14 protein-coding genes are annotated in these 13740 nt (G+C 69.2%); 4 read left to right on the forward strand and 10 right to left on the reverse strand.

Annotation, left to right across the window (positions count from 1 at the left end; all coding sequences use genetic code 11):
* Positions 1-3: 3 nt before the first annotated feature.
* Both recR and H7I57_RS17755 read left to right on the forward strand, forming a co-directional pair.
* A complete protein-coding gene (recR, locus tag H7I57_RS17750) occupies positions 4-615 on the forward strand; it encodes a recombination mediator RecR (protein WP_264024994.1) in 612 nt (203 codons plus the stop codon).
* 122 nt (positions 616-737) lie between these two features.
* A complete protein-coding gene (locus H7I57_RS17755; RefSeq protein WP_264024996.1) occupies positions 738-1625 on the forward strand; it encodes a type IV toxin-antitoxin system AbiEi family antitoxin in 888 nt (295 codons plus the stop codon).
* Here the strand turns inward: H7I57_RS17755 and H7I57_RS17760 are convergent.
* Positions 1622-2338: a type 1 glutamine amidotransferase gene (locus H7I57_RS17760; protein ID WP_264024997.1), complete on the reverse strand. Its 717-nt coding sequence runs from the start codon at positions 2336-2338 to the stop codon at positions 1622-1624. The two genes, H7I57_RS17755 and H7I57_RS17760, sit on opposite strands and share 4 nt — an antisense overlap.
* A complete protein-coding gene (locus tag H7I57_RS17765; RefSeq protein WP_264024998.1) occupies positions 2335-3564 on the reverse strand; it encodes a Mur ligase family protein in 1230 nt (409 codons plus the stop codon). Before H7I57_RS17765 ends, H7I57_RS17760 begins: the two co-directional genes overlap by 4 nt.
* 88 nt (positions 3565-3652) lie before the next feature.
* Here H7I57_RS17765 and H7I57_RS17770 point away from each other — a divergent pair, with 88 nt between their 5' ends.
* Positions 3653-4654, forward strand: a complete 1002-nt coding sequence (locus tag H7I57_RS17770) for a DEDDh family exonuclease (RefSeq protein WP_264024999.1) — start codon at positions 3653-3655, stop codon at positions 4652-4654.
* On the opposite strand, the gene H7I57_RS17775 is transcribed toward H7I57_RS17770, so the two are convergent.
* The gene (locus H7I57_RS17775) at positions 4641-5510 is read right to left on the reverse strand and encodes a helix-turn-helix transcriptional regulator (RefSeq protein WP_264025001.1); all 870 of its coding nucleotides are present in this window, start codon (positions 5508-5510) and stop codon (positions 4641-4643) included. The genes H7I57_RS17770 and H7I57_RS17775 overlap by 14 nt on opposite strands.
* Before the next feature lie 73 nt (positions 5511-5583).
* Here H7I57_RS17775 and H7I57_RS17780 point away from each other — a divergent pair, with 73 nt between their 5' ends.
* Positions 5584-6252, forward strand: coding sequence for a class I SAM-dependent methyltransferase (locus H7I57_RS17780; RefSeq protein WP_372510262.1), 669 nt, complete (start codon positions 5584-5586; stop codon positions 6250-6252).
* A gap of 4 nt (positions 6253-6256) precedes the next feature.
* Here the strand turns inward: H7I57_RS17780 and H7I57_RS17785 are convergent, their stop codons facing one another.
* The 7 genes from H7I57_RS17785 to H7I57_RS17815 form a co-directional block, all read right to left on the reverse strand.
* Positions 6257-6640, reverse strand: a complete 384-nt coding sequence (locus H7I57_RS17785; protein WP_264025003.1) for an SHOCT domain-containing protein — start codon at positions 6638-6640, stop codon at positions 6257-6259.
* A gap of 116 nt (positions 6641-6756) precedes the next feature.
* A complete protein-coding gene (gene leuA / locus H7I57_RS17790; protein ID WP_264025005.1) occupies positions 6757-8577 on the reverse strand; it encodes a 2-isopropylmalate synthase in 1821 nt (606 codons plus the stop codon).
* 265 nt (positions 8578-8842) lie between these two features.
* Complete coding sequence (locus tag H7I57_RS17795) at positions 8843-9514, reverse strand: helix-turn-helix domain-containing protein (RefSeq protein WP_264025006.1); 672 nt, start codon at positions 9512-9514, stop codon at positions 8843-8845.
* Positions 9515-9525: 11 nt separating this feature from the next.
* On the reverse strand, positions 9526-10731 hold the full coding sequence (locus H7I57_RS17800; RefSeq protein ID WP_264025008.1) for an NAD(P)/FAD-dependent oxidoreductase: 1206 nt from the start codon (positions 10729-10731) through the stop codon (positions 9526-9528).
* Positions 10728-12140: an FMN-binding glutamate synthase family protein gene (locus H7I57_RS17805; protein WP_264025009.1), complete on the reverse strand. Its 1413-nt coding sequence runs from the start codon at positions 12138-12140 to the stop codon at positions 10728-10730. The genes H7I57_RS17800 and H7I57_RS17805 overlap by 4 nt, the downstream gene beginning before the upstream one ends.
* Positions 12140-12823 carry a GltB/FmdC/FwdC-like GXGXG domain-containing protein gene (locus tag H7I57_RS17810; RefSeq protein ID WP_264025078.1) on the reverse strand — a complete coding sequence of 228 codons (684 nt, stop codon included), beginning with the start codon at positions 12821-12823 and terminating at the stop codon, positions 12140-12142. Before H7I57_RS17810 ends, H7I57_RS17805 begins: the two co-directional genes overlap by 1 nt.
* On the reverse strand, positions 12820-13728 hold the full coding sequence (locus tag H7I57_RS17815; RefSeq protein WP_264025011.1) for a class II glutamine amidotransferase domain-containing protein: 909 nt from the start codon (positions 13726-13728) through the stop codon (positions 12820-12822). The genes H7I57_RS17810 and H7I57_RS17815 overlap by 4 nt, the downstream gene beginning before the upstream one ends.
* Positions 13729-13740 lie beyond the last annotated feature (12 nt).

Raw genomic sequence — 13740 nt, forward strand, 5'->3', positions numbered from 1 at the left:
TTCTTGTTCGAAGGACCCGTTCAGGATCTGATCGACGAGCTCGGCAAGCTGCCCGGTATCGGGCCCAAGAGTGCGCAGCGCATCGCGTTCCATCTGCTGTCGGTCGAGCCGCCGGACATCGACAGGCTCACGGCGGTGCTCGGCAAGGTCCGCGACGGCGTGAAGTTCTGCACGGTGTGCGGCAACGTCAGCGACGAGGACCGCTGCCGGATCTGCAGCGATCCACGCCGCGACGCATCGCTGGTGTGCGTGGTCGAGGAACCCAAGGACGTGCAGGCAGTGGAACGCACCAGGGAGTTCCGCGGGCGTTACCACGTGCTCGGCGGTGCACTCGATCCGTTGTCGGGCGTCGGGCCGGACCAGCTGAGGATCCGCGAGCTGCTCAACAGGATCGGTGAGCGTGTCGACGGCGTCGACGTCGCCGAGGTGATCATCGCGACCGACCCCAACACCGAGGGGGAGGCCACGGCCACCTATCTGGTGCGGATGCTGCGTGACATTCCCGGGCTGTCGGTCACCCGCATCGCGTCGGGCCTGCCGATGGGCGGCGACCTGGAGTTCGCCGACGAGCTGACGCTGGGGCGCGCGCTGGTCGGCCGCCGCGCGATGGCCTGACCCGGTTTCGCCGTCGCGGCCTCTGCCACGCCGAGATCCGAGTTTTGCAGCAGTATTCTCGCACTTTCGCGACAGAACTCGGATCTCGAGAATTGTCGGTGGCCGGTGACACCGTACGGGCCATGGGCAGGGTCATTCTCGGCGGCGAAGCGGTCAAGGCCGGTGTGGTGACCCGGCACGAACTCCGGCGCGATTTCACGACGCTGTTCCGCGGCGTCTTCATCCGCAAGGGCGCCGAGATCACGCTGCGGGACCGGGCGATCGGTGCGTGGCTGGCGACCGGGCGCAAGGGGGTGATCGCCGGGGTGGCGGCGTCCGCGCTGCACGGTGCGCCCTGGGTGGATCCCGCCGAACCGGTCGAGGTCGCCGGTGTGAAGAGCCTGCCTCAGGACGGTCTGATCCCGCGTGCTGAACACATCTGCGACGACGAGTTCACACGGATCGGTGGATTACCGGTCGCCACCCGACTGCGCACGGCTTTCGATCTGGGCCGTCACCTGGACCGCGGCGAGGCGCTCGCGCGCCTGGACGCGTTGATGTGGAACCAGCACTTCGAGGTCGATGACGTGGCGCGGTTGGCCGATCGCCACCCGCGGGCCCGCAGGGTGACACAGCTACGGGAGCTGTTACCCCTGATCGACGGCGGCGCCGCCTCACCGCGGGAGAGCAGAACCCGACTGTGGTTGCTGGACTGCGGGTTTCCCCGGCCCGAGACCCAGATACCCGTCGTGTCGGGTTCCCGGCCGGTTGCGTTTCTGGACATGGGGTGGAGGCGGTACGGCGTCGCGGTCGAATACGACGGCGATCACCACCGCAAGGACAGACGCCAGTACGTCAAGGACATCGCACGCCTGAGGATGCTCGGGGAGGCGGGCTGGATCGTGATCCGCGTGATCGCCGAGGACGAGCCCGAACAGTGGCTTGCCCGGGTGGAAGCGGCGCTGCGAGAGCGGGGCTGTCCGCTCGACCTCCGTGATGTGCAGCGCGTCGTCAGGACCGTGGCCGCCTAGACACGCCGCGGCGCCGCCAGACGTTCCTTGCGCAGCAGCGCGACCTCGGGCAACTCCAGCGGAGCGAGCGGGCCGACCACCTCGGTGAGCAGGTAGTCGGCGAGTTCCGGGTTACGGGCCAGGCAGCAGCCGTGCAGGTAGGTGGCGACGACGCTGCCCTGCACGGCACCGTCGATGCCGTCTCCGGCCCGGTTGCCCGCGCCCTTCGTCACCGCGGCCAGCGGGCGCGCGTCGGTACCCAGAACCGTTCCGCCGCGGTGGTTTTCGAATCCGGTCAACGGCTGGGTCAACCCGTCGACGAGCGGGGTCGCGGTGACCTCGCCGATGGTGCGCTCCGGCTGCGGCGACGTCGTCAGGTCCAGCACGCCCACCCCGTCGACGCGCTCGCCGGCCGAGGTCTGGTACCAGTGGCCGAGCACCTGGATGGCCGCGCAGATCGCCAGCACCGGGGCGCCGCGTGAGATCGCCTGCTGCAGACCGGGATAGCGGATCAGGTGCTTGGTGGCCAACCGCTGCGCGTAGTCCTCGGCGCCGCCGAGCGTGTAGAGGTCCAGCTCGGCGGGCACCGGGTCGTCGAGGGTGATCGGCACGATCTCGGCGTCGATTCCCCTCAGCCGTAACCGTTGCCGCAACACGAGCGCGTTTCCGCCGTCGCCGTAGGTGCCCATCACATCGGGCAGTACCAGCCCGATCCGCACCGTCGACTGGCTCATGCGAGGCGCTCCAGGACGCGGTTCAACTGCAGGAAAGCGGTGTAGTTCGCGATGACCTCGACGTGGCCGGGCGGGCACGACTCGATGGCGCGCACGGTGTCGTGCACCAGCGTGTGTTCGACACCCGCGTACCCCAGCCGGACCGCGAGATCGGTGCCGCGCTCGCCGGCGGCCACCACCGGAACGGTGTCGAAGTGCTCGAAGCGCACGTCCCACAGCCAGGACAGGTCCTCGCCGTCGGGCACCTGCCCGTTGACCGCGATCACCACACCGGCTGCGTCGCGGTCCACCATCGACAGCGCCTCCTGCCAGCCCGCCGGGTTCTTCGCGAGCAACACCCGTGCGGTGTGAGAACCGATCTGCACCGTCCGGTACCTGCCGGCCACCTCGTCCACCAGCGACACCGCCGCGACCGCGGCGGCGGGATCGGCGCCCAGGGTCACCGCCGCGGCCACCGCCTGCGTCGCGTTGCCCCGGTTGACCGCGCCGGGCAGTGCCAGCGTCATCGGCAGCGACAGGCCAGCGGGGCCGTAGATGTGGGTGTCGTCGAACCACCAGTCCGGGTCGGGCCGTTTGAAGTCACTACCGGTCGAGTACCAGTGCGCCTGCTCCCGCACGATGATCTCGCCGGAGCGCGGACAGCTCACCGAGTCACCCGCCCAGCCGCCGCCCGCGGCCACCCAGACCACGTTCGGGCTGTCGTAGGCGGCCGACGTCATCAGCACGTCGTCGCAGTTGGCGACCACCACCGCCGAGGGGTGACGGGCCAGGCCGGCGCGCAGCGTGCGCTCGATGTGGTTGATCTCACCCACGCGGTCGAGCTGATCGCGGGACAGGTTCAGCAGGACGACGACTGCGGCTTGCACCGCATCCAGGACGTGTGGGACGTGCATCTCGTCGACCTCGAGCGCGGCCAGCTCCGCGTCGGGCGCCGCGGCCAGGGCCGCCACCAGCCCGGCGTCCATGTTGGCGCCCTCGGCGTTGGTCGCCACCTGCCCCAGCGTGGCCAGGGCGGCGGCGGTCATCCGGGTGGTCGTGGACTTGCCGTTGGTGCCGGTCACGACGACGGTGCGCCTTCCGCGGCCCAGCTGGCTCAGGATCGAGCGGTCCAGCGTCATCGCGACCAGCCCGCCGATCATGGCGCCTGCGCCGCGGCCCGTGACGCGGGAGGCCCAGCGCGCGCCTGCTCCTGCGGCGAGCGCGATTCGTCCACGTCCGGTGACCATCCCGGCAGTCTAAAAGAGACCGAACTGCAGCGACCGACACGCGGCGTGGGGAGACGGGGTTGTCGGCGGTGCGTGCCATCCTCGAATCGTGAGCTCGATCGCCGGACACCGCTGGGGCAGGCCCGCCCACCTTCCCGGTGCCGGCTGGGCGGTCGTCGACGTCGAGACGACGGGATTTCACCCCGGCCAGGCGCGCATCGTGAGCATCGCGGCGCTGGCCCTGAGCGACGACGGCAACGTCGAGAAGACCCTGTACAGCCTGCTGAACCCCGGCGTCGACCCCGGACCCACCCACGTGCACGGGCTCACCGCCGAGATGCTGGAAGGCCAGCCGACCTTCGGGGACATCGTCGGCGACCTGATCGAACTCTTGCAGGGGCGCACCCTGGTCGCCCACAACGTCGGTTTCGACTACGCGTTCCTGGCGGCCGAGGCCGAGCTGGTCGGGGCCGAGCTGCCGGTCGAGACCGTGATGTGCACCGTCGAGCTGGCCCGCAGACTCGACCTCGGCACGGAGAACCTGCGGCTGGAGACGCTCGCAGGTCACTGGGGCGTCACCCAGATGAAGCCCCACGACGCGCTCGACGACGCCATGGTGCTCGCCCAGATCCTCAAACCGGTGCTGGCGCGTGCCCACGAGCGCAGGGCCTGGCTGCCGGTGCATCCGGTGGCCCGCCGCAGCTGGCCCAACGGCCGGGTCACCCACGACGAGCTGCGCCCGCTGAAGGTGCTGGCCGCGCGGATGCCGTGCCGGTACGCCAACCCCGGCCGGTTCGTCGAGGGTCGGCCGCTGGTGCAGGGGATGCGGGTCGCGCTGGCCGCGGAGGTGAGCCACACCCACGAGGAGCTCATCGAGCGCATCCTGCACGCCGGGCTGGCCTACACCGAGGCCGTCGACCAGCACACCTCGCTGGTCGTCTGCGACACCCCCGCGCCGGAGCAGGGCAGGGGCTACCTGGCCGCCGAGCTCGGGGTCCCGCTGGTGGCCAGCGCCGACTTCGTGGGATTCCTGGATTCGGTGATCGGCGGGCACACCGTCGACGAGTTCGTCGACACCACGGTGGCCGACGAGCAGCTCACGCTGTTCTGACGTTCGCGTGCCGGGCCCGCCACGCGCGGGGCGACTCCCCGTGCGCGCTGCGGAACAGGCGTGCGAAGTAGCCGGGGTCGGCGATGCCCACGCGTCCGGCGATCTCCCGCACCGCGAGATCGGTGCCGACCAGCAGGGCCCGCGCCTCGGCCATCCGCCGCTCGATGATCCACTCGCCCACCGTGCGTCCGGTGCGGCGCCGCACCACGGTGGTCAGGTACCCCGGCGTCATTGCGCATTCGCGCGCGACGTCGCGTAGCGAGACGGGTCGACCGACGTTCTGCTCGATGATCTCGAAAACCTTCGCCAGCAACGGTTCTCCGCTGCGCAGCAGGTCGCCGACGACATCGTCGGTCATCCGGGCCAGCTCGATCAACAGCACCGTCAGATGCGCCAGTGCCGCCTGGCGGTACCCGTCTCGGCGATCGATCAACTCCCCCTCTATCGCGGCGATCGTGGCCTCCCAGAATCCCCGACGCGCTGCGGGCACCTCGAGCCGAAGGAGACCGGTGTGGTGGCCGTGAAGGAACGGGAACAGCAGCGGGTGTGCTCGCCACGTCGGCCACGGGGAGCGGGCGCCGTCGCCGAGGGCAGCCGGGTCGAAGAAGAGGGCAAGCGCGCCGACTCGGTCGTCGAGCAGGGATGGATCGACGGTCGCGCCGGCGGCCACGACGTCGATGAGGCCGGCGTCGCCGTGAACCACCAGCACGGGGAAGTCGTGGATGTGCGCGCCGGAAGCGGGCAGTGCGCAGCGGTCCAGTCTGATCACCGACACGGGCGGGGTGCTCAGCTCGTTCGGGTACGAGTAGATCGGCACCCCGTCGCGGCGACCTGCGAGCCTGGCCATCTGCGACATCAACCAAAGATAGTCCGAGTCTCACCGAAGTCCACCCCACAGTCGCGGACTGCCAACGATCACCATGGTCGGTATGACTGAAGATCGTCCAGAATCGGTGGTCCGCACCTGGGGTAACCAGCACGACTACCTGCCCGCCGCGGGCCGTGACTTCCTGCTCCCCGGATACGACCTGCTGGTGCGCCTACTCGGCGTCGGCAGGGTCTACGACACGCTGATCGCCCAGGCGGACCTGGCGGCGGCGACCGACATACTCGAGATCGGTTGTGGGACAGGAAACGTCACCGCGCGCGCTCGACAGGCCGCGCCGTCGGCGCAGTTGACCGCGACCGATCCCGATCCGCGGGCGCTGGCACGGGCGCGTCGCAAGGTCGGCCATGCCGGCGTGCTCTTCCAGACCGCGTATGCGCAGCGATTGCCCTTCGCCGACGGCGCTTTCGACCGGGCCCTGTCGTCGATGATGCTGCACCACCTCGACGACGAGGTGAAGGCGACTGCGCTGCGCGAGGTGCATCGGGTGCTGCGGCCGGGCGGGCGGTTGCACATCGTCGACGTCGGCGGCGAGGCCCACCACCCCGAGGGATTCCTGGCCCGGGTCACCGGCCACGACCATGCCAAGGCCGGGGCCCGGTTGCCCGAGTGCATCCGGGAGGCGGGCTTCGACTGCGAGGTCCTCGGCACCCACCGCCTCAGGCTGGCCGGGGCCGTGACGTTCTACCGGGCCGCCCGCCCGGTCGCGTGACCGGCTAGCTGACGGCCTTGGCTTTCAAAGCGTCGAAATCCGCCTGCGAGATCGTGCCGGCGTCCAGCAGCGCCTTGGCATCGGCGATCTCCTGCGCTGGACTGCGGCCCGCCGCCTGCCGGATGTAGTCGTCCGTCTCCCTCTTGGCCTGCATCGCCTGGTCGCGTGCGCGTTCGGACATGCCCTTGCCGCGCGCGATCAGGTACACCACCGCAGTGAGATAGGGGAAGACGACCAAGAAGACCACCCAGAGGGCCTTGACCCAGCCGGAAGTCTTGTGATCACGCCAGAACAGGTCGGCGAGGATGTTGAACATGATGATCAGGTACGCGATGAACGCGAAGATCACCATGAACGACCAGAAGAAATCCCAGAACGAATCCCACATGAACGGCTGCTCCTTAACCGATGGCCGCGCGGTATTAGCGCAGGCGTCAGTTAAGCACAGGCACGCTCGAACGGTCAGGGTCGAAAGGCCCTGGGTGTCAGCCGGCGTCCCGGCCGTCAGCCACGCGCCGCCCGGTTCACCGCGGAAACCACCGCCCGCAGTGACGCGGTGGTGATGGACGTCGCGATCCCGACGCCCCACACGGTCTTGCCGCCGATCGAGGCTTCGACGTAGGCGGCGGCCTGGGCCTCCTCGCCCGCCGACATGGCGTGCTCGGAGTAGTCCAGGACGTTGACGTCGTAACCGACGGCCCCGAGCGCGTCGACGAACGCGGCCAGCGGTCCGTTGCCCGCGCCGACGATCTCGCGCTCCACACCGTCGATCTTCACCACGGCGGTGATTGTGTCGGTGCCACCGTCTTCCTCGGCCGCGTCCACCTTCTGGCGCATCCGCTCCAGCGGGGTGACCGGCGCCAGGTACTCCTCGTAGAACGCGTCCCACATCTCCTTGGGCGACACCTCGCCGCCCTCGCCGTCGGTGATCTGCTGGATCGCCTGGCTGAACTCGATCTGCAGCCGTCGCGGCAGCGCCAGACCGTGATCGGCCTTCATGATGTAGGCGACCCCGCCCTTGCCGGACTGGGAGTTCACCCGGATGACGGCCTCGTACGTGCGGCCGACGTCCTTCGGGTCGATCGGCAGGTAGGGGACCTGCCACAGGATGTCGTCGACGTCCTTGTCGGCTGCGTCGGCGTCGAACTTCATCGCGTCCAGGCCCTTGTTGATGGCGTCCTGGTGGCTGCCGGAGAACGCCGTGTAGACCAGGTCACCGCCGTAGGGGTGGCGCTCGGGCACCGGCAATTGGTTGCAGTACTCGACCGTGCGGCGGATCTCGTCGATGTTGGAGAAGTCGATCTGGGGGTCGACCCCGCGGCTGAACAGGTTCAGGCCCAGCGTCACCAGGCACACGTTGCCGGTGCGTTCGCCGTTGCCGAACAGGCAGCCCTCGATGCGGTCCGCGCCTGCCGCGTAGCCCAATTCGGCTGCGGCGACCGCGGTTCCGCGGTCGTTGTGGGGGTGCAAAGAGAGGATGACGGACTCCCTTCGATTCAAGTTACGGCTCATCCACTCGATCGAGTCGGCGTAGACGTTGGGGGTGGCCATCTCGACGGTGGCGGGCAGGTTGACGATCAGCGGGGATTCCGGGGTGGGCGCGACGATCTCGGAGACGGCGTCACATACCTCGACGGCGTACTCCAGCTCGGTGCCGGTGTAGGACTCGGGGGAGTACTCGAAGCGCCAGTGGGTGCCGGGGTACTTCTCGGCCTCCTCGACACACATCCGGGCGCCGTCGGTGGCGATCTTCTTGACGGCGTCGCGATCGGCGCGAAACACCACGCGGCGCTGCAGGATCGACGTCGAGTTGTAGAAGTGCACGATGGCCCGCGGGGCACCCTCGCACGCCAGGAAGGTGCGCTCGATCAGCTCGGGGCGGCACTGCGTAAGCACCTGGATGGTGACGTCGTCGGGGATCGCGCCGTCGGTGATGATCTCGCGGACGAAGTCGAAGTCGGTCTGGCTTGCCGACGGGAAGCCGACCTCGATCTCCTTGTAGCCCATGCGAACCAGCAGATCGAACATGCGCCGCTTGCGGGCGGGGCTCATCGGGTCGATCAGGGCCTGGTTGCCGTCGCGCAGGTCTACCGCGCACCACATCGGCGCGGTGTCGATCACCTTGTCGGGCCAGGTGCGGTCCGGCAGCCGGATCGGTTGGACCTCTTCGTCGAAGCTGCGGTAGCGGCTGACGGGCATCGACGAGCCGCGCTGGGTGTTCCAGGAGGGCTGGCTCGGGTGAGGTGCACCGGAGGGGGTGCTGATGGTGCGGACCGACGAATAGGCGTCGGCGGAATTGAAACTCGTGGACGAGAAACTGGTCATGATGTGGGCTCCGGAAGGTCTAGTGGGATTTCAGACCGGCGCGTCGCCAAACACCCGCGACGGGAAGCCAGTCTGGATCAGACCCCGTCGCGGCGTCCGAGAAGGAGCACCACCGAGAACACGTGGGTCACTGTACTCCGGTGCGCGCGGAACCCCAAAACCACGTGCGATGTGCGCCGAGACTCATGCGATGCGCGCGCCGAGTCTGCGGGGAGGTCGCATTCACGCGCAGATTCGCGATCTGTGAGCAGTCTCGGCGGGTTCGTCAGACCTGGGAGTCGGGGAACGCGATGACCGAAAGGAACCGGATGGGCAGCGACACCAGGTCGATCGGACCGTGGGCGCCCTCACCGTCGATCTGCAACGAGTCACCCGGGTGCAGCCGGTATACCGATCGGCTGTGGCTGTAGTCCATGACGCCCTCGAGCATGTAGATGAACTCGGTCCCGGGGTGCTGGAACAGCGGGTAGGTCCGGCTCTTCTCCGACAGCGTGACGTGCAGGCATTCCAGGCGCTTGTGCTCACCGCGCAGCGATCCGAGCAGTTGGTACTCGTGGCCTTCCTTGGTGCCGTTGCGCACGATGCGGGCGCCGGTGCCCGCCTTGACGAACGCGGCGGGCCGCTCGACGTCGGCGCCGCGGAACAGGCTGGTCACCGGCACGTCGAAGCCCTTCGCGAGCAGCGCCAGGGTGGACAGGCTGCAGGAGGTCTGGGCGTTCTCGATCTTGCTCATCATCGCCTTGGAGATGCCGACCCGGGCCGCGGTCTCGGCCACGGTGAGGCCCTGCTGCATCCGCAGCTGGCGCACGTTTTGACCGATCGCGGCCTCGATCTCGAGCTCCTCGACCGGTTCGGCGGGATCCCGGTCGCGGGCGGTGCCGGACTGGTTGCGGAGCAGCGGCACGTTGTCGTCGGCGTGAGAGTCGGGTGAGGTCACAACTGTCCTGTCTAGCGCATCTGGCCCGCCCCGACGTAGGGGTAGGGCGTCTTGAGCGGGTCGCCCTCGGCGAAGCGCGACAGCCGGAAGTCCGACGCCGGGATGCGGGGGTCGCTGCTGTGCCCGTCGACGACGATGTCTGCGACGAGCCGGCCGACCGCGGGCGCGATCTTGAAGCCGTGGCCGCTGAACCCGGCCGCGATCACCAGCCCGTCCATCGGCCCCTGCGAGATCACCGGGTTCCAGTCCGGTGTGACGTCGTAGCACCCGGCGTAGCTGCCGGAGATCGCCGCGTCGGCGAATCCGGGGAAGCGGGTGCCCACCTTGTCGACCGTGACGTCGACGAAGTCGTCGGTGGCGCGGTTGAGGTAGTCGTCGGGGTCGGCGGGCTCGATGCTGTCGTAGCCCGGCAGGTCGCTGTTGCCGAACAGGATGTCCCCGCCGACCTCGGCGCGCACGTACTGGAGCGACACCAGGTCGGAGAAGACGGGCACCGGCCCCGCATCCACACCGGGGTCGATCATCACGATCTGTTCGCGGATGACCCGGATGGGGACGTCGACGCCGTACGGGGCGAGGAACGGCCGCGTCCACACCCCGTTCGCGACGACGACCGTTCCGGCGGAGATCTCGGTGCCGTCGGCGAGCCGCACGCCGGTGACCCGGTCCCCGTCGACGCGCAGACCGGTGGCCGCGCACCCTTGCCGGACCCGCACCCCGGCCGCGCGCGCCGACGCCGAGAACGCCTGCGCGGTCTGGTAGGCGTCGCCGTAGCCGCCACGGGCCTCCCACCCGAAGGCCGCGAACGGTGTCAGGTCGGCGAACGGCCACAGCTTGGCGACGTCGGCGTGGTCGATCTCCTCCGTCTGGACACCGACAGCGCGCTGGGCGGCCAGGCTCTTGCGCAGCGAGTCGACGTTGGGTTCACCGACGCCCACCACGTAGCCGGTCTGGCGGAACCCGATATCGGTGACCTGCTCACCCAGGAACGCTTGGGGTTGCTCGAAGACCTCGAGGCCCACGGCGGCCATCGCCGCCAGCGAGCTGACCCCGTAGTGGCAGCGCACGATGCCGCTGGACTTGCCGGTCATGCCGGATCCGACGGTGTTGCGTTCGGCGACAACGACATCGGTGACGCCTCGCGCGCTCAACGCCCACGCAGCCGCGGATCCCTCGATGCCGCCGCCGACGATGACGACATCGGCGGTCTCGGTCACAGGCCGGTCCCGCTGCGCCCCGGGATCCAGTCGGTGCCCGCCAGCGGCACTCGCGCCATCGCCGCGGCCTCGATGCTGACCGCGACGAGGTCGTCGGGCTCGAGATGGCACACGTGCGACTTGCCGCACGCCCGCGCGATGGTCTGGGCCTCCATGGTCAGCACCCGCAGATAGTTCGCGAGCCGATGGCCGCCGGCCACCGGGTCGAACCGGGCAGCGAGTTCGGGATCCTGGGTGCTGATCCCCGCGGGGTCGTTGCCGTCCTGGTAGTCGTCGTAGAAACCCGCTGCGCTGCCGATCTTCTCGTACTCCGCGGCGTACCGCGGGTGGTTGTCGCCCAGCGCGATCAGCGCCGCGGTGCCGATCGCGACGGCGTCGGCGCCGAGCGCCAGTGCCTTGGCGACATCTGCTCCGTTGCGGATTCCGCCGGACACGATCAGCTGGACTCCCCTTCTTCCCGTCGCTCCGTGAACTCCGTCCCCCTGCGCTCCGCGCGGGTGGTGCCCCCACGCCCCGCGCCTATGAACACCCAGTTCCTGCAGCGCCTGCACCGCCTGCGGGATCGCCGCGAGTGTCGGGATCCCGACGTGCTCGATGAACACCTCCTGGGTGGCCGCCGTACCGCCCTGCATCCCGTCGACCACCACCACGTCCGCGCCGGCGTGTACCGCGAGCTTCACGTCGTAGTACGTGCGGGTGGCGCCGACCTTGACGTAGACGGGCTTCTCCCAGTCGGTGATCTCCCGCAGTTCGTTGATCTTGATGGTCAGGTCGTCGGGTCCGGTCCAGTCCGGGTGTCGGCACGCCGAGCGCTGGTCGATGCCTTCGGGCAGGGTGCGCATCGTAGCGACGCGTTCGGAGATCTTCTGCCCCAACAGCATTCCTCCGCCACCGGGCTTGGCACCCTGGCCGAGCACGATCTCGATGGCGTCGGCCTTGCGCAGGTCTTCGGGATTCATCCCGTATCGCGACGGCAGGTACTGGTAGACGAGGTACTTGCTCTGCCCGCGCTCCTCGGTGGTCATTCCGCCGTCACCGGTGGTCGTCGACGTTCCGACCTCGCTGGCCCCCCGGCCCAGCGCCTCCTTGGCGGGCCCGGACAGTGCGCCGAAGCTCATGCCGGCGATCGTCACCGGGATGTCCAGGTGCAGGGGGTGTTTGGCGAAGCGATCACCGAGAACGACGTCGGTGGCGCAGCGTTCACGGTATCCCTCGAGCGGGTAGCGTGACATCGACGCACCGAGGAAGAGCAGATCGTCGAAATGGGGTAGCGGCCGCTTGGCGCCCCAGCCGCGGATGTCGTAGATGCCGGTGTCGGCCGCGCGCTGGATCGCCGCGATGGTGGCCCGGTCGAAGGTGGCCGATTCGCGCAGCCCCAGACGTGCGCGGTCGTCGCTGGTGTAGGTCATCAGTAGGCGCTCGCATTGTCGACGTGGAAGTGGTAGAGCGACCGCGCCGACCCGTAGCGGGTGTAGGCGCCCGTATCGTCATCCTCGAATCCCGCTGCCTTCAGCAGTTGTTCGAGCTCGCGGTGGTGCTCGGCGTCCATCGGCTTGGCCACGCAGTCGGCGCCGAGGGAGGCGACGTTGCCGCGGACGTAGAGACGCGCCTCGTAGATCGAGTCGCCCAGCGCCTCACCCGCGTCGCCGCGGATCACCAGGCGCCCGGCCTGCGCCATGAACGCGCTCATGTGCCCGACATCTCCACCGACGACGATGTCGACCCCCTTCATCGAGATGCCGCACCGCGCAGCGGCGTTGCCGTCGATGACGAGCAGCCCGCCGTGCGCGGTGGCCCCCGCGGACTGCGAGGCGTTGCCCTTGACCCACACCGATCCGCTCATCATGTTCTCCGCGACGCCGGTGCCCGCGTTGCCGTTGATGATCACCTCGGCGTGCTGGTTCATGCCCGCCGCGTAGTAGCCGACGTGCCCGTCGACCGTCACCGTGACCGGCGCGTCGAGGCCGACGGCGACGTTGTGCGCGCCTGCGGGGTGCTCGATGCGGAACTCGCCCGCCAGGCCCGGTGCGTGCAGGGCCGCGTTGACCTCACGAAGGGGCGTGGTGCGCAGGTCGAAGACCACGGGGGTCATTTGCTCCATGCGTACACCACCTCAGGCTCTGGTTCCCAGATGCGGGCCTTCTCGACACCGGGAAGGCCTGCGAGGGCGCGGTACTCGCTGCCCATGGCCACCCAGTCGTCGGTTTCGGCGATGACCGCGGGCTTGCAGGCGATGGCATCGCGCACGACTGCGAAGGAGTCGCGGTTGGAGACCAGCAGCGTGTAGAAGCCGTCGAAGGTGCCGCAGAGTTCCTTGAGCGCACCCTCCACGTCGCGGCCCTGCGAGAGCAGTTTGGCGATGAACCGGGCGCCGACCTCGGTGTCGTTCTCGCTGTCGAAAGGTATTCCGGCCGCGCGGAGTTCGCGGCGGATCGTGGCGTGGTTGGCGAAGGAGCCGTTGTGCACCATGCACTGGGACGGGCCCACGGCGTAGGGGTGGCAACCCGCCGGGGTCACCGCGGACTCGGTGGCCATCCGGGTGTGCCCGACGCCCTGCCAGCCCTGCGCCTTCTCCAGGCCCCAGCCGTCGGTCAACATCCGCGGGTGTCCCACACCTTTGAGAACGGCGATGTCCGAACCGAATCCGGCGACGAGCGCCCGCGGGTACACCGAGCGCACGGCGATCAGCAGGTCCTCGGAGGCCGCACCGGCCGACAGCAGGTAACCGTCCTGGACCGCCACGCCGTCGACGCTGCCGCCGAGGGCCGTCGCAACCGAGGACGTCACCTGGGCGATGTCGGCGGTCTCACCGGTTCCCAGGTCGACCACGGACACGCATCCCTGACCGGGCGGCGACCAGGTCGGGTCACCGTAGACGGCGACGCCGGCGGAGTCGCTGCCGCGATCGCCCATCTCGCACAGCATCCCGGTGAGCAGTTCCCCGAGTCGGGGATAGAGCTCCGGGGTCCGCAGGTGCAACCCGACGATCCCGCACATGCCTTGTCTCCC

The organism is Mycolicibacterium pyrenivorans (assembly GCF_025821625.1).
GTDB lineage: Bacteria > Actinomycetota > Actinomycetes > Mycobacteriales > Mycobacteriaceae > Mycobacterium > Mycobacterium pyrenivorans.

Coding starts and splice junctions, on each gene's coding strand:
- H7I57_RS17755 (WP_264024996.1), top strand. CDS start 738: ATGGGCAGGGTCATTCTCGGCGGCGAAGCGGTCAAGGCCGGTGTGGTG.
- H7I57_RS17760 (WP_264024997.1), bottom strand. CDS start 2,338: ATGAGCCAGTCGACGGTGCGGATCGGGCTGGTACTGCCCGATGTGATG.
- H7I57_RS17765 (WP_264024998.1), bottom strand. CDS start 3,564: ATGGTCACCGGACGTGGACGAATCGCGCTCGCCGCAGGAGCAGGCGCG.
- H7I57_RS17775 (WP_264025001.1), bottom strand. CDS start 5,510: ATGTCGCAGATGGCCAGGCTCGCAGGTCGCCGCGACGGGGTGCCGATC.
- H7I57_RS17780 (WP_372510262.1), top strand. CDS start 5,584: ATGACTGAAGATCGTCCAGAATCGGTGGTCCGCACCTGGGGTAACCAG.
- H7I57_RS17785 (WP_264025003.1), bottom strand. CDS start 6,640: ATGTGGGATTCGTTCTGGGATTTCTTCTGGTCGTTCATGGTGATCTTC.
- leuA (WP_264025005.1), bottom strand. CDS start 8,577: ATGACCAGTTTCTCGTCCACGAGTTTCAATTCCGCCGACGCCTATTCG.
- H7I57_RS17805 (WP_264025009.1), bottom strand. CDS start 12,140: ATGACCTACACCAGCGACGACCGCGCACGTCTGGGGCTGCGCGAATCG.
- H7I57_RS17810 (WP_264025078.1), bottom strand. CDS start 12,823: ATGACCCCCGTGGTCTTCGACCTGCGCACCACGCCCCTTCGTGAGGTC.
- H7I57_RS17815 (WP_264025011.1), bottom strand. CDS start 13,728: ATGTGCGGGATCGTCGGGTTGCACCTGCGGACCCCGGAGCTCTATCCC.